We start from the raw sequence: 21,985 nt of genomic DNA on the forward strand, positions 1-21,985 counted from the left end.
CGAGGAGAGAACCATGCCCTACCAGAAGAGCCTGCTGCGCTGCCCCTGTGGGGAGGAGATCCGCGGCGAGACCGAGGACCTGCTGGTCGAGAAGGCCCAGGCCCACCTCGCCGAGCAGCACGAGGGCCGCACCTACGAGCGGGAGATGATCCTGTTCATGGCCACCTGAGGGCGCGCGACGGTTTGCTCGGTCAGCCGAGCAAACCGTCGGAAATCAGCCGTCGGGGACCCTTGAAGCGACAGTTTGCTCGGCCAACCGAGCAAACTTTCCCTGGACTCGCCTCAGCCCGAGGTCGTCAGCTGCCCGATCGGCGTGGTGGTGTCTGCGGCGCCCTGGGGACAGGCCCAGGCCGCCACCCCGTCACGGACGACGGCGTGGCGCGGATGGTTCGCCGGGTGCGCGGGACAGACCGGCCAGTTGGTCGGGAGTCCGTGGTGCGCCAGTTCCTCCACGGCCCAGTCCTGCACCTGGTCGGCCAGGTGCGACAGTGCCTCGGCGTCGGGTGCCGACGGGTCCCACCACACCCCCGTGCCGCTGCCGTCGGCGTCGATCAACCACGCCGACTCGGCCGGCACGGCGTCCTGCCAGGACGTGGCCTCGATCCGGGGCTGCGGGACACCGGTCACCGCGAGGTCGCGCAGCACCAGTGCGAGGGCGGCGTCGAGTCCGGGGGTCACCTGCTCAGCCTCCGGCACCGCGGGGCAGGCCGCCACCGGATTCCGCTTCGTCGCCGACGTCGAGATCCGGGCGGAGCACACTGCCCCCGCACCACACGGCTCAGCTCCAGGTCGGGCCGCACTCCCGCGGGTCGCGGCCGCGCCAGGCGGCCACCTCGGCGAGCGAGGGGCCGTACCAGGTGAGCAGGCGGCCCGAGAGGCCCACGGTGGGGAGACCGTCCAGCGCCTCGGGGCCGTCGTCGGCGGTGAAGACGTAGGGCTCGTCGGGCAGCAGCACGACGTCGGGGGAGAGCGCCGCGATGCCCGCGGGGTCGGTGCCGGGGTAGCGGTCGCCGAGCGTGGCGCCGAGGTTCTCCCAGCCCAGGCGACGCAGCAGGTCGCCGGTGAACGTGGTGCCGCCCACCACCATCCACGGGTCGCGCCAGATCGGCAGCACCACGCGGTGGGTGACGGCGGGCAGCGGGCCGCACCAGTCCGCGCGGGCCTGCGCCAGCCAGTCGGGGCGCGCCCAGCCGAGCGCGTCCACGAGGCGCTCCATCGAGGCGACGGCGTCGGGCACGGTGTCGTGGTCGGTCACCCACACCGCGACGCCGGACTCGCGGAGCCGACGCACGTCCAGCTCGCGGTTCTCCTCCTTGGTGCAGACCACCACCTCCGGCGCGAGCGCCCGGATCGAGGCGAGGTCGGGGTTCTTGGTGCCCCGCACGCGGGTCGCGGCCAGGTCGGGCGGGTGCGTGCACCAGTCGGTGGCGCCCACCACGGCGTCGGCGTCGATCGAGGCCAGGGCCTCGGTGAGGGAGGGCACCAGCGAGACCACCCGGGTCACCCGGGTCGGCAGCGCGACCGGGTGCCCGAGGTCGTCGGGCGCGGCGGTGGGGGGCACGGCCCCGACGTTACCCATCCGCGGCGCCGCGAGCAGCGGTGGGCGGTGGGCTGGACCACCGCCCGTGGGTGGCCCGCGGAGCCCTACTCTGCGAGCGTGCCCACACCCCTGTTCCGCCGGCTCGGCCTGCTCGCCGCCGTGCCGCTGCTCCTGCTCCCCGCCGCCTGCAGCGGCTCCGACGACCCCGCCGGTGACGGCGCGGGTCCCGCCGAGCGCGCCTCCACCGGGCGCGAGGGCGACGGTTGGACCGTGCTGGTGTACTCCATGGCCGACACCAACCTCGAGCCCTTCATGGTCACCGACATCAACGAGGCCGGCGAGGTCGGCTCCAACGAGAACCTCCACGTGCGGGCCTTCATGGACCGCAGCCCGGAGTACGGCGAGGACCCGCTGCTCGACCAGGGCGACTGGGTGGGCGGGCGCGTGCTCGACCTCGGCGAGCCCGGCACCACCGAGGTGGTGGCCGACCTCGGCGACGTCAACTCCGCCGACCCCGACGTGCTGGCCGACTTCATCGCCACCGGCATCGAGGAGAACCGGGCCGGCCACTACGCGCTGATCATCTCCGACCACGGTGCCGGCTGGCCCGGCATCGGCCCCGACGAGTCGACCCCCGACTACGACACCCTCAACCTCGACGAGATCACCTCCGGGATCCGCGCGGGTCTCGACGCCGCCGGCGTCGACAAGCTGGACCTGCTCGGCTTCGACGCCTGCCTGATGGCCAACTACGAGGTCGCCAGCGCCGTCGCGCCGCTGGCCGACCGGCTCGTGGCCTCCCAGGAGCTCGAGCCTGGCCACGGCTGGGACTACCGCTCGCTCTCGGTGCTGGCCGAGGACCCCGACACCAATGCCGACACCCTCGGCTCCGCGATCATCGACGGCTTCGAGGGCCAGGCCGTGGAGAGCGGCACCGACGCCGAGATCACCCTGGCGATGATCGACCTCACGCGCATGGGCGAGCTCGACGACGCCATGGCCGGGTTCGCCGACCAGCTCTCGGCCAGCGCCGCCGACGTCGCCCCCGTCGTGGGTCAGACCGAGTCGCGGGCGCTGGCCTTCGGCGCCAGCCCCGATCCCGCGCAGGACTCCAACCTCTCCGACCTCGGCCAGGTGGCGGCCGGCATCGCCGACGGTGCGCCCGAGGTCGCCGAGCCCGCGCAGGCCGTGGTGGACGCGCTGGACTCCGTGGTGCTCGACAGCGTCACCGGCGCGGCCACCGAGGGCGCCACCGGCCTCTCGATCTACCTCCCGCCCGCCGAGGACGTCGCCAACGGCGAGTACCTCGACGTCGGCCAGGACGCCACCCAGGAGTGGGGCACGTTCCTGCAGAGCTACTTCGGGGCCGGCGCCGCGATCCCCGAGGAGGAGCTGCCGGCGTTTGTCGACCCCGAGGCCGGCCCGCAGGTGACGCTGGAGGACGACGGGTCGATCACCCTCGACGCCGGATTCGCCGACGCCGCGCTCGACAACCTCACCGAGGCCGTCATCAGCTACGGCTTCCTCAACGACGACGGCTCGGTGACCTACTTCGGCGAGGAGCTGGCCGAGATCGCCGAGGACGGCTCCGCCGCGGCGTCGGGCAACTACGACCTCACCGCGCTGACGATCAGCGACGGCGAGGACGAGGCGTTCGCCTACGTCGACCTCGACCTGTCCGACGACCTCACCGTGGCCTACTTCGACGTGCCGCTGACCTACTACGCCTCCTACGACCCCGAGACCCCCCAGGACGCGCTGCTCTCGATGGTGCTCGACATCGAGGCCGGGGAGTTCATCAGCGAGACGCTGTACGGCTACGACCCGCAGACCGACGGGTACGGCGAGCTCGCGCCCGACCCCGACGGCATCATCGTGCCCGACGTGCTCACCTACACCGCCGACGGCGAGCAGATCTGGGAGCCCACCACGGACATCGGCCTCTACGCCGACATCCCGAGCCTCACCTACTCCTTCGACCCGCTGGAGTCGGGCACCCCGCTGCAGGTCGAGCTCAACGTCACCGACTTCGGCGGCAACACCGCCACCGTCGGCACGCAGATCGAGGTGCCGTAGGCCGCACCCGTCGCCTCCTCGACGACCGTGGTCACCCGCGGTCGTCGGGGAGGCACGGCGGGTAGGTCGGGTGCGGGCGTCTCGTGACGCTCGCTTCGCTCGCTCCTCGACGACCGTAGGTCCCCTACGGTGGTCGTCGCGACGGCCGTGATCACCCTCGTTCGTCGAGGAGGCGCCCCAGCGCCGTCACGAGACGCGGTGGGCCGGCTGCGGGCGTCTCGTGACGCTCGCTTCACTCGCTCCTCGACGACCGTAGGTCCCCTACGGTGGTCGGCGCGACGTCCGTGATCACCCTCGTTCGTCGAGGAGGCGCCCCGGCGCCGTCACGAGACGCGGTGGGCCGGCTGCGGGCGTCTCGTGACACTCGCTGGCGCTCGCTCCTCGACGACCGTCGTTCCCCACGGTCGTCGGCGCGACGACCGTGGTCACCTGCGGTCGTCGAGGAGGCGCCCCCGGCGCCGTCGCGGGACGTGGTGAGACGAGGGACGGCGTCCGCCGAGCCTGCGCCTCAGCGCAGCGAGAGCCCGGTGGCGACGTCGGCCACCCACGGGTGGCGGGCGAGGTCGGCGTCGAGGGCGGGCAGGACGTCGTCGGGGATGGGGGTGGCGCGACGCTCGTCGAGCGAGACGTGGACGTACATCACCTCCAGCACGCAGGCCAGCCGCTCCCGGGTCTCGTCGACGACGAACGCGACGGCATGCAGGGCCTTGGCGGTGCGACCGGCGAAGGCCGTGCGCACCGAGAACCGCTCGCCCTCGCGCAGCTCGGAGAGGTAGCGGATGTGGTGCTCGACGGTGAAGAAGGAGACCCGGCGCTGTTCGAGGTAGGCGTCGTCGGCGATGCCGAGCTCCTGCAGGTGCAACCACGGCGCCCACGCCCCGAGCTTGAAGAACCACTGGATGTTCATGTGGCCGTTCTCGTCGATGTAGGACGCCGGCACCGTGACGATCGCGCCCTCGGCCGCCTCCGCGTCCGACCCGTCGCCGACGGGGTAGGACGGGAGGGCGAGGACGCGGGCGAGCAGATCCTGGTCGGTGCGGAGGTTCACCGGACCAGGATCCCAGCGGCCCCGCTCACACGTTGCGGCGGTACTGGCCGCCGACCTCGAAGAACGCCTCGGTGACCTGGCCCAGGGTGCACACGCGGGCGGCGTCCATGAGCACGGCGAACACGTTCTCCCCCGAGGTGGCGGCCGCCTTGAGGCGGGCCAGGGCCGCGGCGGCGTCCTCGCCGTGGCGGGCGCGGAAGTCCTGCACCCGCTGCAGCTGGGAGGTCTTCTCGGCCTCGGTCGCGCGGGCCAGCTCGAGCTCGGGCATCTCCTCCGGGCCGCCGGGGCGCAGGAAGGTGTTGACGCCGATGATCGGCAGGGTGCCGTCGTGCTTGCGGTGCTCGTAGAGCATCGACTCGTCCTGGATGCGGCCGCGCTGGTAGCCGGTCTCCATGGCGCCCAGCACGCCGCCGCGCTCGGAGATGCGGTCGAACTCGGCGAGCACGGCCTCCTCCACGAGGTCGGTGAGCTCGTCGACGATGTAGGAGCCCTGCAGCGGGTTCTCGTTCATCGCCAGGCCCCACTCCCGGTTGATGATCAGCTGGATCGCGAGCGCCCGGCGCACGGAGTCCTCGGTGGGAGTGGTGACGGCCTCGTCGTAGGCGTTGGTGTGCAGGCTGTTGGCGTTGTCGTAGATCGCGATGAGCGCCTGCAGGGTGGTGCGGATGTCGTTGAAGTCCATCTCCTGCGCGTGCAGCGAGCGGCCGCTGGTCTGCACGTGGTACTTCAGCTTCTGGCTGCGCTCGTTGGCGCCGTAGCGCTCCTTCATCGCCACCGCCCAGATCCGGCGCGCCACGCGTCCGATGACGGTGTACTCGGGGTCCATGCCGTTGGAGAAGAAGAAGGACAGGTTGGGCGCGAAGTCGTCGATCGCCAGCCCGCGGGCCAGGTACGACTCGACGTAGGTGAAGCCGTTGGCGAGGGTGAAGGCCAGCTGGGTCAGGGGGTTCGCCCCGGCCTCGGCGATGTGGTAGCCCGAGATCGAGACCGAGTAGAAGTTGCGCACGCCCTGCTCGATGAACCACTCCTGGATGTCGGCCATCATCCGCAGCGAGAACTCGGTGGAGAACAGGCAGGTGTTCTGGCCCTGGTCCTCCTTGAGGATGTCGGCCTGCACCGTGCCGCGCACCGTCTGCAGCGCGGTGACGGGGTCGATGCCCCGCTCGTGCGCCTGGTCGAGCACGGTGTTGAGGAAGAAGGCCAGCACCGTGGGCGCGGGACCGTTGATCGTCATCGACACCGAGGTGCTGGGCGCCAGCAGGTCGAAGCCGTCGTAGAGCACCTTCATGTCCTCCAGCGTGGCCACGCTGACGCCGGAGGTGCCGATCTTGCCGTAGATGTCGGGGCGCTCGGCGGGGTCGCGGCCGTAGAGCGTGACGGAGTCGAAGGCGGTGGAGAGGCGGGTGGCCTCGGAGTCGGCCGAGAGCATCTTGAACCGGCGGTTGGTGCGGAACGGGTCGCCCTCGCCGGCGAACATGCGGGCGGGGTCCTCGCCCTCGCGCTTGAAGGGGAACACCCCGGCGGTGAAGGGGAAGTGCCCGGGGCGGTTCTCCCGGCGCCAGTAGCGCACGAGGTCGCCGTGGTCGCTGACGCGCGGCAGCGCCACCTTCGGCACCACGGTGCCCGACAGCGACTCGCGGCCGGGCACCGCGCGGTACTCGGCGACGACGTCGTCCCAGCCGCGCAGCTGCTCGTGGATCTCGCGCGGCAGGTCGGCGGCCACCTGCTCGGCGAGCGCGTCGAGCTCGGCGCGGGCGGGGGAGTCCGCGGCCAGCTCGTCGGCCACGCTGCGCAGGCGCTGGAGCCGGCTGGCGGTGGCGGCGAGGTCCTCGGTGGCGGCGTGGTAGCCGCGCACCGTCGCGGCGATCTCGGCGAGGTAGCGCACCCGGTCGCCCGGGATGGCCTGGCTGAGGCCGGAGGAGGTGCGCACCTCGACCGGAGCGAGGGTGCCCTCGCCGACCGGGAGGCCGTCGGCGGCCAGCTGGCCGCGCAGGTGCTGGTAGAGGGCGGTGACGCCGTCGTCGGCGAAGCGGGCGGCGGAGGTGCCGAAGACCGGCATGTCGGCGGGGCCGGAGCCGAAGGCCTCGCGGTTGCGCACCAGCTGGCGGCCGACGTCGCGCAGCGCGTCCTCCGCGCCTCGCCGCTCGAACTTGTTGATCGCCACCGCGTCGGCGAAGTCGAGCATGTCGATCTTCTCCAGCTGCGAGGCGGCGCCGAACTCCGGCGTCATGACGTAGAGCGAGGTGTCGACGAACGGCACGATCGCGGCGTCGCCCTGACCGATGCCGGGGGTCTCGACCACCACGAGGTCGAACCCGGCGGCCTTGAGCACGGTGAGCACGTCGTCGAGGTGCTCGGGCACCTCGTGGGCGCCACGGGTGGCCAGGGACCGGAAGTAGACGCGGTCGCGGTCGTGCTCGGGCAGGTCGAGGGAGTTCATCCGGATCCGGTCGCCCAGCAGGGCCCCGCCGCCCCGACGTCGGGTGGGGTCGACGGCCACGACGGCCAGGCGCAGCTTGTCGTGCTGGTCGGTGCGGAAGCGGCGCACGAGCTCGTCGGTGAGGGAGGACTTGCCCGAGCCACCGGTGCCGGTGATGCCGAGCACGCGGGTGCGGGCACCGGCGGCGGCCTCGCGCAGGCCGGCCAGCACGGCGGGGTCGAGCCGACCCTGCTCCGCGCCCGTCAGGGCCCGCGCGACCGCGCCCCGCTCGCCGGACATGACCTCGTCGACACCCACCTGGCGCTGGGCCCACAGGTCGGTGTCGCAGTCGCGCACGACGGTGTTGACCATGCCCACCAGGCCCAGCCGCTGGCCGTCCTCGGGGGAGAAGATCGTCACGCCGCTCTCGCGCAGGCGGGCGATCTCGGAGGGCACGATGACGCCGCCGCCCCCGCCGACCACGCGCACGTGACCCGCCCCCGCCTCGCGCAGCAGCTGCACGAGGTACTCGAAGTACTCCACGTGGCCGCCCTGGTAGGACGACACCGCCACGCCCTGCACGTCCTCCTCCAGCGCGGCGTCCACGACCTCCTGCACCGAGCGGTTGTGCCCGAGGTGGATCACCTCGCAGCCCTGGCTCTGGAAGATCCGCCGCATGATGTTGATCGAGGCGTCGTGGCCGTCGAAGAGGCTGGAGGCGGTGACCAGACGGACGGGGTTCGTCGGGACGTGGAGCTCGGACACAGGGCACTCCGGGGTGAGAGGCGGATCGAGAAGGTTGGACTCCCTACTAATTTACTTGGAAGTCCAACCAGTTGCCAAGCGTGGGCCAGGTCACACCGGAGTCCGGGGGTCGCTGTTCCCCGTTGTCACCAGCGGAATGCACCGGATTTCCGCCAAAACCGGTGCATTCTGCTGGTGACAACGGGAGACGGCGGGGACCCGAGGGCCCCCGCCGTCCGTGGTGGGTGATGCCGGAGGTCAGCCGACGGGCTGGAGCTCCGGGCTGGCGCTGCGGCCCTGGTCGTCCGAGCCGGGGTCGTCGGTGCCGTCGGTGCCGTCGGGGCCGTGGTCGCGGGCGGTGAGGCCCTCGCCCTCGACGTCGACGTTCGGAAGGATCCGGTCGAGCCAGGCGGGGAGGTACCAGGCCTTCTCGCCGAGCAGGTACATCAGGGCCGGGATGAGGACCATCCGCACCACGAAGGCGTCGAAGAGGACCGCGACCGCGAGGGCGAAGCCGAGCGACTTCACCACGACGTCGTGCTCGAGGATGAAGCCGGCGAACACCGAGATCATGATGATCGCGGCGGCGGTGACGACGCGCGCGGAGCTGCGGAAGCCGTCGACGACGGCCTCCCGCGGGTCGGCGCCGTGCACGTGGGCCTCGCGCATCCGGGTGACGAGGAAGACCTGGTAGTCCATCGCGAGGCCGAACACCACGCCGATGAGGAAGACCGGCATGAAGCTCACGATCGGCTGCGGCGAGAAGAGCCCGAACGCGCCCTCCTGGAACACCGCGACCGTCACGCCGAGGGTGGCGAGCACCGAGAGCAGGAAGCCGGCGGTGGCGGTGAGGGGCACCAGGATCGAGCGGAAGACGATCATGAGCAGCACGAACGCCAGTCCGATGACGACCGCGAGGTAGACGGGCAGGGCCGAGGCGAGACGGTCGGAGACGTCGACGGTGATCGCGGTGAGGCCGGTGGTGCCGATCGTCGTGCCGCTCTGCGCCTCGATCCCGGACTCGCCGTCGCGCAGGTCCTCCAGCAGCGCCTTGGTGGCGTCGGAGTCGGGACCGGCGCTCGGCACGACCTGGATGAGCGCGCCCGTGGGCACCGCCGCCGGGTCGGCCGGGTCGGCGTTGGTGGCCACCACCTGGGCGTTGGCGACGCCGTCCTGGCTGCTCGCCCAGTCGGCCACCTGGCCGAACGCGGCGTTGGGGTCGGCGGCGTCGCGGGCGTCGACGACGATCAGCAGCGGTCCCTCGCGGCCCGGGCCGAAGGTGTCGGCCATGAGGTCGCTCGCCTGCCGCTGGGTGGTGGCGGGGTCGGCGGTCGAGTCGCTGGGGAAGGCCAGGTGCAGGCCGGTGACCGGTGCCGCCAGGGCGCCGAGCGCCACCACGACGAGCAGCGCGGCCGCGGCCGGACGGCGTCCGACGGTGCGGGCCCAGCGCACGCCGTTGTTGCGCACCGCGCCCGACGCGTCGTGGGCGGGCTCGTAGGTGCGGACCCGGCCGGCGAAGGCCTTGGTCTTGAGCATGCCGAGCACCGCGGGCAGCAGGGTGAGCGCCACGAGCACCGCGATCAGCACGGTGGCGGCCGCGGCCAGACCCATGGTGGTGAGGAACGGGATGCCGACCACCGAGAGCGCGGCGAGCGCGATCAGCACGGTGAGGCCCGCGAAGACGACGGCGGAGCCGGCCGTGCCGACCGCCATGCCGACGGCGTGGGCGCGGTCGTCGGTGCGCCGCAGCTCGGCGCGGTAGCGGGCGAGGATGAACAGCGTGTAGTCGATGCCCACCGCGAGACCGATCATCGAGGACAGCGCGGTGGTGCTGGAGTTGAGGTCGAACAGGGCGGTCATCGCGGTCACGCCGGTGAGGCCGATCGCGACGCCGATCACCGCGGAGATGATCGGCAGGCCCGCGGCCACCATCGAGCCGAAGGTCAGCAGCAGCACGACCAGCGCCAGGCCGATGCCGATCAGCTCGGCGGTCCCGCCCAGGGCGGGGATGGTCTGCGAGCCCGGGCCGTTCATCTCGACCGTGAGCCCGGCGTCGCGGGCCCGGTCGAGCGCGGTCTCGAGGTCGTCGATGCTGGCCTGCTCCACGTCCATCGGGGTGTCGACGTCCCAGGCGAAGGTGATGAGCCCGGTGCGCAGGTCCTCGGTGAGCGGGGCGGTGGCCCAGAAGTCGTCGAGCAGGTCCTGGGGCGGCGCGCCGGTGACGCCGGCGGCCTGCAGGCGCGCGTCGTACTGGCTGCGCGCCACGGTGACGGGATCGCCCAGGCCGGGGTTCAGCGCCGGGTCGTCCGACATCTGCGGCAGGTCCTGGATGGCGGCGACGAGCTCGTCGTTCACCTGGCGCCACTTCGGCTGGTCCAGCGTCTGGCCCTCGGGTGCCTGCACCACGACGTTGACGTTGGCCTGGTCGAAGGCGTCGGCCGAGCCCGGGAACAACTCCTGCTGCAGGGTCTGCGCCCGCTCGGAGGGGATGCCGGGGATGCTGAAGGAGTCGCTGAACGGCTTGGAGAACAGCGCGGCCACGGCGATGACGCTGATGAGCAGCGCCAGCCAGCCGGCGATGAAGCGGGGCCAGTGCCGGTAGGCGGTGCGGCCGAGTCGGTACAGCAGGGTGGCCATGGGATCTCCTGGGTTCTCCTGGGTGGGCGGGCCGGGTCAGGCCCCGAGCACCGTGCGCGCGGTGCGCAGGCTCTCGTCGAAGTGGTGCAGGAACGGGCGCTCCTCGGCGTCGAGGAGGTACTCGTCGAGCGCGGTGTCGAACAGCGCGGCGAGCAGGCCGACGGCCACGCGCGCACGCACGGTGTGGAAGGTGGCGCCCTCGCGGGCGGCGATGTGCTCGACCAGCTCGCAGGACAGGTCGGTGTAGCGGCGGTGCACCGCGGCCATCAGCCGCTCCTCGTGGAGCAGGATGCGGCGGCTGCGGGCCAGCGCCTCGCGGTCCTCGAGCTTGGTCTCCAGCAGCGGCATGAGCATCTCGCGCAGGTCGCGCAGCAGGTCGCCGTGCGGGCCGCCGTCGCGGAACCGGGCGACGTCGTCGTCGCCGAAGGTGGGCCAGGTGCCGAGCACCGCGTCGATCTTGGAGGGGAAGTAGTTGAACAGGGTGCGGCGCGAGACGTCGGCGGCGACGGCGAGGTCGTCCATCGTGAACCCGTCCAGGCCGCCGGTGTCGGTGAGCACCTGGGCGTGCGCGCTGATGCGGTCGGCCGTGGCCGACCGACGCGCGATTGCACTGTTGCTCATGGAGTGCAGATTTGCACTCCAAAGGGAGAGGGTGCAATTCCTGCGCGGTGTGATCTGCCCCTCAGCAGGGGGTCGCGGTGCCCGATGTGGAATCGAGCGCGGTCACCAGGAGCGCGCCGGTGCGCGTCAGGTGCTCGCGCATGGCCGTCTCGGCGGAAGCGCCGTCGCGCGCGAGCACGGCCGCGACCACCGGCTCGTGCTCGGCCAGGATCTGCTCGAGCGTGCGACCCGCTGCGGTGGTGGGGGGTCCGAGCAGGGCGGTGGTGGCCCGCAGATCGGCCACGATGGCGGCGGTGCGGCGACCGCCGCCGGCGCGCAGCAGCAGGTCGTGCAGATCGCGGTCGGCGGGCCAGAAGGCCGCCTCGTCGTCGGCGTCCGCGGCGGCACGCATCCGCTCCAGGGCCGTGCTGACCTGCGCCAACGCCTCGGCGGAGCCCTGCTCGGCGGCCGCGCGCACCGCGGGTGGCTCCAGTGCCAGGCGCAGGGCGGCGATCTCGGCGACGTCGTCGGCGGTGGGCACGAGCACCCGGAAGCCGCGGTTGCGGGCGATCTCCACCAGGCCGGCTTCGGCCAGGCGCAGCAGCGCCTCGCGCACCGGACTGCGGCTGACGCCGAGCTCGTCGGCCAGCCGGTACACCGAGTAGGTCTCCTCCGGGGCGAGGTCGCCGCGGGCGATGCCCTCCCGCACCGCGAGCGCGACGGCGTCGGCCAGCGTCTCGGCGTCCGGAGGGAGGGTCAGGGGCACGAGTAACATGTTACTCGTGACGAGCACCGCGATCCCGCCGACGACGCCCTCCGCCGGGGGCGAGCGCCCCGACGTCCTGGCCGCGCTCACCCGTGCCGGGCTGGAGTTCCGCGCCGACGCCGGCACCCGCGGCATGTATGCCACCGACGCCTCGCTCTACCGGATCCCGCCGCTGGCGGTCGTGCGCCCGCGCCACACCGAGGAGGTCGAGGCCGCGCTCGCCGTGGCCCGCGAGACCGAGGTGCCGCTCACCTCGCGCGGCGGCGGCACCTCGGTGGCCGGCAACGCCGTGGGCCGGGGTCTGGTGCTCGACTTCTCCCGCCACCTCAACCGCGTGCTCGACGTCGACCCCGCCACGCGCACCGCGATCGTGGAGCCCGGCACCGTGCACGCGGTGCTGCAGAAGGCCGTCACGCCCCACGGCGTGCGGTTCGGCCCCGACCCGTCCACGCACCCGCGCTGCACCATCGGCGGGATGATCGGCAACAACGCCTGCGGCTCGCGCAGCCTCGCCTACGGCCGCACCTCCGACAACGTGCGCGGCCTGGAGTTCCTCACCGCCGCCGGCGAGCGCGTCGTCACCGGCTACGACGACGCCGGTGTGCCGTTCGTGCGGGGTGCGGAGCGCGAGCTGGCCGCCGTCCGCGAGGTGATGGGCGCCCACCTCGCCACCGCCCGCACCGAGTTCGACCGCTTCGGCCGCCAGGTGTCGGGCTACGCCGCCCAGCACCTGCTGCCCGAGCGCTTCGACCTCACCCCGGCCCTCGTGGGCTCCGAGGGCACGCTGATGGTGGTCACACAGGCCACCGTGCGCCTCGTCGTCGACCCGCCGGTGCGCGTCGTGGTCGTGCTCGGCTTCTCCGACATCGTGGCGGCCGGTGAGGCCTCGCCCGCCGTCGTGGCCCACGGCCCCACCTCCTGCGAGGGCCTGGACTCCCGGTTGCTCGACGTGCTGCGCGCCCGCCGCGGCGCCGATGCCGTGCCCCCGCTGCCGCAGGGCGCGGCCTGGCTGTTCGTGGAGTTCGGCGGCGACGACGCCGGCGAGGTACTGGCCCGCGCCGAGGCCTTGGCGAAGGCCGACCTCGGCGTCGACGCGCTCGTGGTGCCCGACCCGGCCGTGCAGGCCCGGCTGTGGCGCATCCGCGAGGACGGCGCCGGCCTCGCCGGTCGCTCACCCGCCGACCGCCCGGCCTGGCCCGGCTGGGAGGACGCCGCGGTGCCGCCCGCGCGGCTGGGGGAGTACCTGGCCCGCTTCGACGAGCTCGTGGCCTCCTACGACATGACCTCCGCCCCGTTCGGGCACTTCGGCGACGGCTGCATGCACGTGCGCCTGGACTACCCCCTCGACCGGCCCGACGGCACTGCCGTGCTGCGCGCGTTCCTCACCGACGCCGCGAAGCTCGTGGGCGACTTCGGCGGCTCGCTGTCCGGCGAGCACGGCGACGGCCGCGCCCGCAGCGAGCTGCTGCCCCACATGTACTCGCCCGAGGCGATCGCGATGTTCCGCGGCCTCAAGCACGCCTTCGACCCGGACGACCTGCTCAACCCCGGCGTGCTCGTGGACCCCGACCCGGTGGACGCCGACGTCCGCTTCGCCGGCGCGTTCCCGCTGCAGCGCATCGGCGGCGGCACGCGGGCCCTGGCGATGGCGTACCCCCACGACGGCGGCGACCTCGCCCAGGCCGTGCACCGCTGCACCGGCGTCGGCAAGTGCCGGGCCGACAACAGCGCCGCGGGCGGCGTCATGTGCCCGTCCTACCTCGCCACCCGGGAGGAGAAGGACTCCACGCGCGGTCGCGCGCGGGTGCTGCAGGAGGTCGTGCGCGGTGAGCTGGCCTGGAACGCCCCCGAGGTGCACGAGGCGCTGGACCTGTGTCTGTCGTGCAAGGGCTGCGCGTCGGACTGCCCCACCGGGATCGACATGGCCACCTACAAGTCCGAGGTGCTGCACCAGACCTACCGGCGTCGGCTGCGGCCGCGCTCGCACTACGCGCTGGGCAAGTTGCCGTTCTGGGCCCGGCTCGCCGGTCTCGCGCCCCGGCTGGCCAACCTGATGGTGCGCCTCCCGGTGCTGGGCGCGCTGGCGCTGTGGCTGGCCGGCGTCGACGGGCGCCGCAGCGTGCCGGCGTTCGCCCGGCGCCCCTTCCGCCGCACGTTCACCCCGCAGACCTCCACCCGCACGCCGGTGGTGCTGTTCGCCGACTCCTTCTCCGACTCCTTCGCCCCCGAGGTGGCCGAGGCCACCGTCCGGGTGCTGCGCGCGGCCGGGTACGAGCCGTCGCTGCCCGACGGGCGCGCGTGCTGCGGGCTGACGTGGATCACCACCGGCCAGCTCGACGCCGCCAAGAGGATCCTCGGGCGCACCGTCGCCACCCTCGCCCCCGCCGCCCGCGCAGGCGTGCCGATCGTGGGCATCGAGCCGTCCTGCACCGCGGTGCTGCGCTCCGACCTCGCCGAGCTGCTGCCGGGCGACGACGACGCCGTCGCCGTGGCGGGCGCGGTCACCACGCTGGCCGAGCTGCTGGCCCGCACCGAGGGCTGGACCCCGCCCGACCTGGCGGGCACCCGCGTCGTCGCCCAGCCGCACTGCCACCACCACGCCGTGCTCGGCTGGGGCGAGGACGCCGCGCTGCTGGCCCGCGCCGGCGCCGACGTCCGCCGGCTCTCCGGCTGCTGCGGTCTCGCCGGCAACTTCGGTGTGGAGCGCGGGCACTACGAGGTGTCGGTCGCCGTCGCCGAGCAGCAGCTGCTGCCCGCCCTGGACGCCGAGCCCGACGCCGTCGTGCTCGCCGACGGCTTCTCCTGCCGTACCCAGGTGGCCGACCTGCGCCAGCGCCCCGCCCTCCACCTGGCCCAGCTGCTCGACCCCGAGCGGGGCTGAGGCCCGGAAAGTTTGCTCGGTCAGCCGAGCAAACTGTCGCTGACGGGCCCTGATGCGGCTCGAAACCGACGGTTTGCTCGGCCAACCGAGCAAACCGTCGCGCCCTCAGCCGGCGGTGGGGGCCTCGGCCTCGAGGGCCTCGGCGGGGGTGGGGGCCGCCTGCACGTGGTCGGGGGCGGAGGTGCGGCGCGGCACGAGGGCGGTGAGGGCGACGCCGAGCAGGGCGGCGGCGGCGCCGATGAGGAAGCAGGCGCGGTAGGCGCCCTCGGTGGCGTGGACGCCGCCGGGGCCGGCGACGAGGTTGCTGGCCAGCACGGTGGTCATCACGGCCGCGGCGGTGGTGGTGCCGACCGAGCGCATCAGCGCGTTCAGGCCCACGGCGGAGGCGGCCTGGGAGAGCGGGACGGCGCCCATGATGAGGGTGGGCATGGCGGCATAGCCGATGCCGACGCCGGCGGAGGCGATGCTGCTGGCGATGAGCAGCTGCCACGGCTCGTGGGCCATCGCGAACGCCACGAGGTAGCCGACGGCGAGCACGCCCGCGCCGATCATCAGCGTGCTGCGGGGGCCGAGGGCGCTCATCAGGCGCGAGGAGACCGGCGCGAAGGCCATCATCACCAGGCCGCCCGGCGCCATCCACAGGCCCGCGGCGAGGATCGACTGGTCCAGGCCGAACCCGGTGGCGGCGGGCAGCTGCAGCAGCTGGGGCACGACGATCGACTGCGCCATCATGCCGAAGCCGATCGCCACGGCGGCGACGTTGGTGAGCAGCACCGGCCGCTGGGCGCTGGCGCGCAGGTCGACCAGCGGGTCGTCGCTGCGCACCTGGTGCACGCCCCACACCAGCAGCACGGCCACGCCGACGCACACCGAGGTGAGGGTGCGCGGGGACGTCCAGCCCCACTCGTGGCCCTGCGACACCGCGAGCAGCACGCCCACGAGGCCGACGGCCAGCAGCACCGCGCCGACGACGTCGAGCCGGCCGGCGGCCCGCGCCGGCGGACGCGGCACGAGCACCGCGACGGCCACCAGCAGCGCGGCGGCCAGGAGGGCGGCGAGCCAGAACACGGCGTGCCAGTCGAAGGTCTGGGTGGCCCAGGCCGCCAGCGGGAGTCCGATGGCGCCGCCGACGCCGAGGGTGGCGCTCATCGCCGCCACGGCGGTGTGAGTGAGCTCGGGCGGGCTGACCTCGCGCAGCAGCGCGATGCCCACCGGGATGAAACCCATCGCGAGGCCCTGCAGCAGCCGGCCGGCGAGCATGGGAGCCAGGCTGGTGGACAGCCCGCTCACCACCGAGCCGAGCAGCAGCAGGGCCGCGGAGGCGAGCAGGACCCGCTGCTTGCCGAGCAGGTCGCCCAGCCGTCCGGCGATCGGCATGGCGACGGCGGCCGCGAGCAGCGTGATCGTGACGACCCAGCCGGCGTCGGCGGGCGAGGCGCCCAGCAGGCGGGGCAGGTCGCCCTGCAGCGGGATCACCAGCGTCTGGGTGAGGGAGACGGTGAACCCGCCCGCGCACACCACGCCCACGGCGAGGCGGGCGGTGCCGCCGTGGCGGTCCTGGGCGGGCGTGGTGGTGGACCCGGTCGTGCGTGTCGTCCCATCCGGCATGGCATGCACGGTACATATGTAGCCTACATACGACACAATCGAGGGCACCCCCACCCCGGAGAGACCGATGACCCCCACGCCCCCCGCGAGCTCGGCGGCCCCCGCCGCCCTCGATCCCGCCTGGGCCGACGTCACGGCCCTCGGCGACCAGCTGCTGCGCCTGACCCGCAAGCGGCTCCTCGACTACCGGGGCGCACGGCTGGAGGTCTCGGCCTTTCGGCTGCTCTGGGTGCTCGCCGACAGCACGCCGCGCACCCTGCGCCAGCTCTCGGAGACCCTCGGGCTGGAGCAGTCCACGATCAACCGGCAGGTCAACGCCGCCATCGCGGCCGGCCACCTCGAGCGGCTCGAGCGCGGCGAGGGCGCGAGCCGGCCCGTGCGCCCCACCGAGCAGGGGGCCCGGCTCTACGCCCACGACGCCGAGCTGCGCGCCGGCGCGCTGAGGGCCGCGCTCGCCCGCCTCGGGCAGGCCGACGCCGACCGGCTGGTCGCGCTGCTCACCGCCTTCAACGACGCCTGGGACGCCGCCCTCGACGAGGCGGGCGCCGAGCACCCGTGAGCCCGACCGGACCGCGATGACCCTCACCCCGCCCCGCGACGTCGGCCCGCCTCCCGGCGGGGCCCGCCACACCCCGGCCTACGACGTCGCCACCCTCGAGACCTGCGACGCCGAACCCATCCACGTGCCCGGCGCGATCCAGCCCCACGGCGTGCTGCTGGCGTGCGCCGACGCGCCCGGACTGCCCGTGGCGATGTGCTCGGCCAACCTCGCGGGCCTGCTCGGGCCGGCGCCGGAGGTGGCCGTGGGCCGCCCGCTCGCCGACGTCCTCGGGCCCACGCTGGCCGCGACCGTCGCCGACCGGGTGGCCGCGGGCTGCCCGGCCGATCCGGCGGTCGTGACCTGGATCGACGGCCCCGCCGACGCGGCACTCCTCGGCCTGCCCCTGGACCTGCGGGTGCTGCGCACCGGGCGCGGCGGCCGGCGGGTGCTGGTCGAGCTCGAGCCGCTGGTCCGCACCGACGGTTCCGGCGAGGTGCCGGAGGTGGGCGGCTACCGGGCGGCGCGCACCTCCCTGGCCCGCCTCACCGGCGCCGACGCCGACCTCGGGCTCACCGGGCTCACCGACCGCCTCGCGGTGGAGGTGCGCCGGCTCACCGGCTTCGACCGCGTGATGGTCTACCGGTTCGACGAGGAGTGGAACGGCGAGGTCGTGGCCGAGTGCCGCCGCGAGGACCTCAACCCCTTCCTCGGCCTGCACTACCCCGCCTCCGACATCCCGGCCCAGGCGCGCCGGCTCTACACCCTCAACCCCATCCGCCTCATCGCCGACGTCGGCTACACCCCGGTGCCGCTGCACCCCGTCCTCGACGACGACGGCGCCGCGCTCGACCTCTCCTTCGCCTCCCTGCGCAGCGTCAGCCCGATCCACCTCGAGTACCTCGGCAACATGGGCGTCACCGCGTCGATGTCGGTCTCCCTGCTCGTCGACGGCGAGCTGTGGGGCCTGATCGCCTGCCACCACTACTCCGGTCCGCACCGGCCCAGCCAGGAGGCCCGCGCGGCCGCGGAGCTGGTCACCGAGGTGGCCGCCCACCTGGTCTCCGCCCGGGAACGGGCCGACGCCCGCGAGCGCGAGGCCGCCGCGCGCACCCGCATCGCCGACATCACCGCCCGGCTCGCCGCCGCCGACGCCCCGCTGGAGGCGCTGGAGCGCGACCCCGACGTGCGCGACCTGGTCGGCGCCGGCGGGCTGGCGATCTACGCCGAGGGACGGCTCCGGGTGGTGGGCGCGGTCCCGCCGCCCCAGCTGCTGGGCCGGATCGCCGCCCGCCTGCTGGCCGCGCCCGAGCCGTCGGGCCTGGTGGGCGTGCGCGCCACCGACCAGCTGGGCCTGCTCGACGCCGACCTCGCCACGCGCGACGGCGTGGCCGCCACGGCCGCCGGGGTGCTGCTCGTGGGCGACGCCGAGCGCTGGCTGATGTGGCTGCGGCCCGAGCAGCCCGAGGTCGTCGACTGGGGCGGCGACCCGACCAACAAGCGGCTCGCCGACGCCGAGGGCGCGCAGGTGCGGCTGAGCCCGCGGCGCTCGTTCGAGAAGTGGCGCGAGGTCACCTCCGGGCGCAGCCGGCCCTTCGCGCCCTGGGAGCTGCGGGCCGCCGCCGACCTCGGCCGCCACCTCGACGAGGCGCTGGTGCGCCGCTCGGGGGAGCAGCGCGTGGTGGCCGAGACCCTGGCACGCACCGTGCGCGAGCGGGTGCCCCGCGGCCTGGTCGAGGCGCTGGCCGCCCGGGGGATCGAGATCGCCGCCGCGTCGCGGCCGGCCGCCCGCGTGGGGCTCGGCGGCGACTGGTGGGACGTCGTGGACTCGCCCGCCGGCACCGTCCTGGTGGTGGGCGACGTCGCCGGCCACGGCGCCGCCGCGGCCTCGGCGATGGCGCTGGTCAGCACCGCGCTGCGGGCCTACCTCCACGAGGGCCACGACCCGGTCGCCGCCCTCGCCCGCCTCGACACCCTCATCGCCGCCGGGCTGGACGTCCCGCTGGTCAGCGTCGTGGTGGCGCGGCTGGCACCCGCCGGCGCCACGGACGTCGATGTCGTGGTGGCCGGGCACCCCGCGCCCTGGCGCGTGCCGACGGCTCCGGGGCTCGCGCCGCACGCGGTGCCGGTGCCGGTCGGCCGGCTCGTCGGACTCGGGGAGGGCGCCGACCGCGCGGCCGTCCGGGTGCGCCTGGAGCCCGGCGACTGCCTGGTGCTGCACTCCGACGGACTCACCGAGGTCGCCACGGCCGGGGCCACCGCCACGTTCGCGCAGCGGATCGCCGAGGTCGGCGCGGACCCCGCCGGGGGGCTCCCGCACTGGTGCGACGACGTCGTCGCCTCGGTGGGCGACGGTCAGGACGACCGCACCGTGCTGGTGTTGCGAGTGCGGGGCTGAGGCTCAGCCCGTCGTGGCGCGGCTGGGCTCGGCGTCGCGGTGCGGCACCGGGCACCCGCCGAAGGGGGTGAACGTGCCGAGGGTCTCCAGCGCCGGCATGGCGTCGTAGGAGCGCACCCGCGGGCTGTCGATGGCGCGGGCGGCACGGCGTCGGGGCGGCAGCACGGTCAGCAGGCGGGCGCGCGCCCGCAGTGCGCTCTCGGAGAGCGCGCGCACCCGGTCGGGCACGCCCGGGTAGGCGAACGCCGCGAGCAGCGGGTCGTCCATGAGGGCGTAGCTGAAGGTGCGCACCAGCGGGGCGGCCGGGGCGGGGTAGAAGCTGGTGAGCAGCTCCAGGGTGGCGTCGGCGACGCGGCGGGCGCCGTCGTCGTAGGCGAAGTGGGCGCGCTCGTAGTCGTCCATCAGGTCGGCGAAGCCCTGGTAGGTCTCCGGGATGTCCTTGATCGCCATGTGGCGGCCGAGCTCGCGGTAGTAGTTCACCAGCGCCCGCAGCTCGTTCGGGATCAGCGGGCGCCAGCCGTAGCGGTCCAGCCAGCGCTTGGGCACCACGACGAAGGTGGACAGCACGTAGAGCATGTCGTCGTTGCTGATGTCGTACATGGCGTGCATCTGGTTGATCCGGCGCAGGGCGGCCTTGGACTCGGGGGCGCTGAAGGCCGTGCTCACCGGCGCCTCGAGCAGCAGCACGGTGTCGTCGTAGCGCTTCTGGCAGGCGCCGGTGAACTGGCCGGTGTCGTCGAGCAGTCGGCCGATGCTGGGCACGGCGTAGGTGCGGAACAGGGCGAAGCTCAGGGCCTGGGTGATGTCCCAAGGGAACTCGTGCAGGCTCAGGCCCTGGTAGATCTCGTGGAAGTCCACCTCGGGATCCAGGGCGGCGTGCCGGTCGCGCCAGTGGTGCTTGGGCAGCGGTCGGGAGGGACGGGGGATCGAGCGCAGCGCCATGCGGCGAGGATACCGGGAGGTATGGCGACCTGCCAGGGGGTCTGGACAGGGTGTCCAGGGTTCGCGAGTGTCAGTCCGGCAGGGCGGTGGGGCGGAGCAGGCCGGAGCTCGAGCGCACCTCGTTGCCGCCGAGGATCGCGGTGCCCAGGGTGATCGGTGCCCCGGAGACGCGCAGGTCGGCCGGCATGCCCTCGCGCCGGGTCTCCCACAGCCGCCCCTGCGCGTCGCTGTGCGACATCCGGTAGTCGCGCAGGGTGAGGTAGAGCCGGTCGCCGTAGAAGTCCATGGTCAGCGCTGTGGTGAGGCCGAACTGGAAGATGCCGCCGTGGGAGATCTGGGTGATCCCGTCGCGCTGCACGACCTCGGTGTCGTGCACCTCGCCGCACAGGTAGAGGTCCACGCCGTAGCGCTTCATGAGTCGCCACAGGTCCGAGCGGGCCGCCCCGGGATAGTGCAGGCGGCTCGAGCCGCGCGAGACCACCGGCCACAGCACCGGGATGTGGCCCTGGACCACGATCCACTCCACGCCGTCGCGCTGTGCGCGGGCCAGCACCCCGCGCAGCCAGCGCCGCTGCTGCGGGTCGAGCCCGAGCCGGGCCCGGGCCGGGGTGATGTCGAAGACGTCGAGGGTGACGATCTGCACCTCGGGAGTCGGGCGGGCGGCGTAGGCCGTCGCCGCCGCCGGTCCCTGCGGGTGGTCGGGGTAGCGCAGGCCGCCGTCGGCGGTGCGGGTGAACTGTCGCGCCCACTCGTCCTTGAACGTGGGGGCCAGCGCTCGCTTGCGCGCCGACCAGGGGTTGTCGCCGTACTCGTGGTCGCCCATCGCCGGCGCCACCGGCAGGTCGCGCTCGGCGAACCGCTCGGCCCACTGGGGGTAGTAGGTGCGGGCCGCCCGTCGCACCGCGCGCTGCTGCTGGGCGGGGGTGTCGACCGGCCCGAAGTTGCCGGTGCGCTGCTCGTCGTAGCCCCAGCGGCCGTCCACGAGGTCGCCGGCCACGAGCACGGCGTCGGGGTCGAGGGCCGCCCAGTCGTCCATCACGGTGTCGAGCGCGGTCTCGTAGGCGGCGTTGGTGGAGTTCGCCGAGCGCTGCGGCGTCCAGGCCGAGGGGCCGCGGGCGAGGTCGCCGACGTCGCCGTTGAGGAAGTCGGGGCTCGACAGCAGCCGCAGGTCGGGGGTCAGGGTCGCGGTGCCGCCCAGCAGGGTGCGCTCCGGGACGTCGGCGCGGGTGCGGCCGCCCGTGGCCACCGCGCTGACGGAGCCGCCCACGCGGGTGCCGTCCTCGCCCAGGGTCAGGGCGTCGACGACGATGCTGCGCGCCGCTCCGGGTTCGCACACGAGCCGGTCCTGCTCGAGGTAGCTGCGGGGGCGGGTGACGGTGCTGGGCCGACAGGCGGCGGGCACGCCCAGCAGGCGGGCGCCGCGCAGGCTGAGCTCCACGCGCTCGGCGCGGGCGGCGAGGTCGATCCGGGCGCGCACCGGGACGCCGGAGGGCACCGTGTCACCCAGGCCGGGGAGTCCGGCCAGGCCGCCCTGGGTGTCGGTCCAGGTGACCGTCGGCGCGCCGGTGGTGGCGGTGGCGGCGGTACTGACCGGGGCCGCCCCGGCCGCTCCCGCGGCGTCGACGGCCTGGGAGTCGCGGTTCTCCACCAGGGCGACGCCGCTGGCCACGAGCGTCAGGGCGCAGGCCGCCACGAGGCCGCCGGTGACGGGGCGCAGCAGGGATCGGTTCCGGCGCATGGACCCGGGGCTCCTCCCTGACGACGTGCGAGCGGGGCCGACGATATCGG

General features: G+C 74.1%; 15 protein-coding genes. 5 read left to right on the forward strand and 10 right to left on the reverse strand.

Annotated features, from left to right (window positions below; genetic code table 11):
* The first annotated feature begins 13 nt into the window (after positions 1-13).
* Entirely contained in the window at positions 14-169 is a 156-nt protein-coding gene (locus ACERUJ_RS07245) for a DUF1059 domain-containing protein (protein WP_370247820.1), read from the forward strand.
* Between the two features lie 113 nt (positions 170-282).
* Here ACERUJ_RS07245 and ACERUJ_RS07250 read toward each other — a convergent pair whose 3' ends face one another.
* Positions 283-678: a hypothetical protein gene (locus tag ACERUJ_RS07250; RefSeq protein WP_370247821.1), complete on the reverse strand. Its 396-nt coding sequence runs from the start codon at positions 676-678 to the stop codon at positions 283-285.
* A 100-nt stretch (positions 679-778) separates the two neighbouring features.
* A complete protein-coding gene (locus tag ACERUJ_RS07255; RefSeq protein ID WP_370247822.1) occupies positions 779-1,561 on the reverse strand; it encodes a helical backbone metal receptor in 783 nt (260 codons plus the stop codon).
* Between the two features lie 96 nt (positions 1,562-1,657).
* On the opposite strand from ACERUJ_RS07255, the gene ACERUJ_RS07260 reads away from it, so the two are divergent.
* A complete protein-coding gene (locus ACERUJ_RS07260) occupies positions 1,658-3,616 on the forward strand; it encodes a clostripain-related cysteine peptidase (RefSeq protein WP_370247823.1) in 1,959 nt (652 codons plus the stop codon).
* A 508-nt stretch (positions 3,617-4,124) separates the two neighbouring features.
* Here ACERUJ_RS07260 and ACERUJ_RS07265 read toward each other — a convergent pair.
* The 5 genes from ACERUJ_RS07265 to ACERUJ_RS07285 form a co-directional block, all read right to left on the reverse strand.
* Entirely contained in the window at positions 4,125-4,664 is a 540-nt protein-coding gene (locus ACERUJ_RS07265; protein ID WP_370247824.1) for a thioesterase family protein, read from the reverse strand.
* 25 nt (positions 4,665-4,689) lie between these two features.
* Positions 4,690-7,848, reverse strand: coding sequence for a fused isobutyryl-CoA mutase/GTPase IcmF (gene icmF / locus ACERUJ_RS07270; protein ID WP_370247825.1), 3,159 nt, complete (start codon positions 7,846-7,848; stop codon positions 4,690-4,692).
* Between the two features lie 237 nt (positions 7,849-8,085).
* Entirely contained in the window at positions 8,086-10,464 is a 2,379-nt protein-coding gene (locus ACERUJ_RS07275) for an MMPL family transporter (protein ID WP_370247826.1), read from the reverse strand.
* A gap of 36 nt (positions 10,465-10,500) precedes the next feature.
* Positions 10,501-11,085, reverse strand: coding sequence for a TetR/AcrR family transcriptional regulator (locus tag ACERUJ_RS07280; protein ID WP_370247827.1), 585 nt, complete (start codon positions 11,083-11,085; stop codon positions 10,501-10,503).
* A 61-nt stretch (positions 11,086-11,146) separates the two neighbouring features.
* The gene (locus tag ACERUJ_RS07285) at positions 11,147-11,830 is read right to left on the reverse strand and encodes a GntR family transcriptional regulator (RefSeq protein ID WP_370247828.1); all 684 of its coding nucleotides are present in this window, start codon (positions 11,828-11,830) and stop codon (positions 11,147-11,149) included.
* 7 nt (positions 11,831-11,837) lie between these two features.
* Here ACERUJ_RS07285 and ACERUJ_RS07290 point away from each other — a divergent pair, with 7 nt between their 5' ends.
* Entirely contained in the window at positions 11,838-14,711 is a 2,874-nt protein-coding gene (locus tag ACERUJ_RS07290; protein ID WP_370247829.1) for an FAD-binding and (Fe-S)-binding domain-containing protein, read from the forward strand.
* A 105-nt stretch (positions 14,712-14,816) separates the two neighbouring features.
* Here the strand turns inward: ACERUJ_RS07290 and ACERUJ_RS07295 are convergent, their stop codons facing one another.
* Positions 14,817-16,319: an MFS transporter gene (locus tag ACERUJ_RS07295; RefSeq protein WP_370247830.1), complete on the reverse strand. Its 1,503-nt coding sequence runs from the start codon at positions 16,317-16,319 to the stop codon at positions 14,817-14,819.
* A gap of 67 nt (positions 16,320-16,386) precedes the next feature.
* Here ACERUJ_RS07295 and ACERUJ_RS07300 point away from each other — a divergent pair, with 67 nt between their 5' ends.
* Positions 16,387-16,878, forward strand: a complete 492-nt coding sequence (locus ACERUJ_RS07300) for a MarR family transcriptional regulator (protein ID WP_370247831.1) — start codon at positions 16,387-16,389, stop codon at positions 16,876-16,878.
* Positions 16,879-16,894: 16 nt separating this feature from the next.
* Positions 16,895-19,255, forward strand: coding sequence for a SpoIIE family protein phosphatase (locus ACERUJ_RS07305; protein WP_370247832.1), 2,361 nt, complete (start codon positions 16,895-16,897; stop codon positions 19,253-19,255).
* A 3-nt stretch (positions 19,256-19,258) separates the two neighbouring features.
* Here ACERUJ_RS07305 and ACERUJ_RS07310 read toward each other — a convergent pair whose 3' ends face one another.
* Positions 19,259-20,197, reverse strand: a complete 939-nt coding sequence (locus ACERUJ_RS07310) for an oxygenase MpaB family protein (RefSeq protein WP_370247833.1) — start codon at positions 20,195-20,197, stop codon at positions 19,259-19,261.
* 70 nt (positions 20,198-20,267) lie between these two features.
* Positions 20,268-21,935, reverse strand: a complete 1,668-nt coding sequence (locus tag ACERUJ_RS07315) for a metallophosphoesterase (RefSeq protein ID WP_370247834.1) — start codon at positions 21,933-21,935, stop codon at positions 20,268-20,270.
* Positions 21,936-21,985: the final 50 nt, after the last annotated feature.

The organism is Nocardioides sp. (genome assembly GCF_964228225.1).
Lineage (GTDB): Bacteria > Actinomycetota > Actinomycetes > Propionibacteriales > Nocardioidaceae > Nocardioides.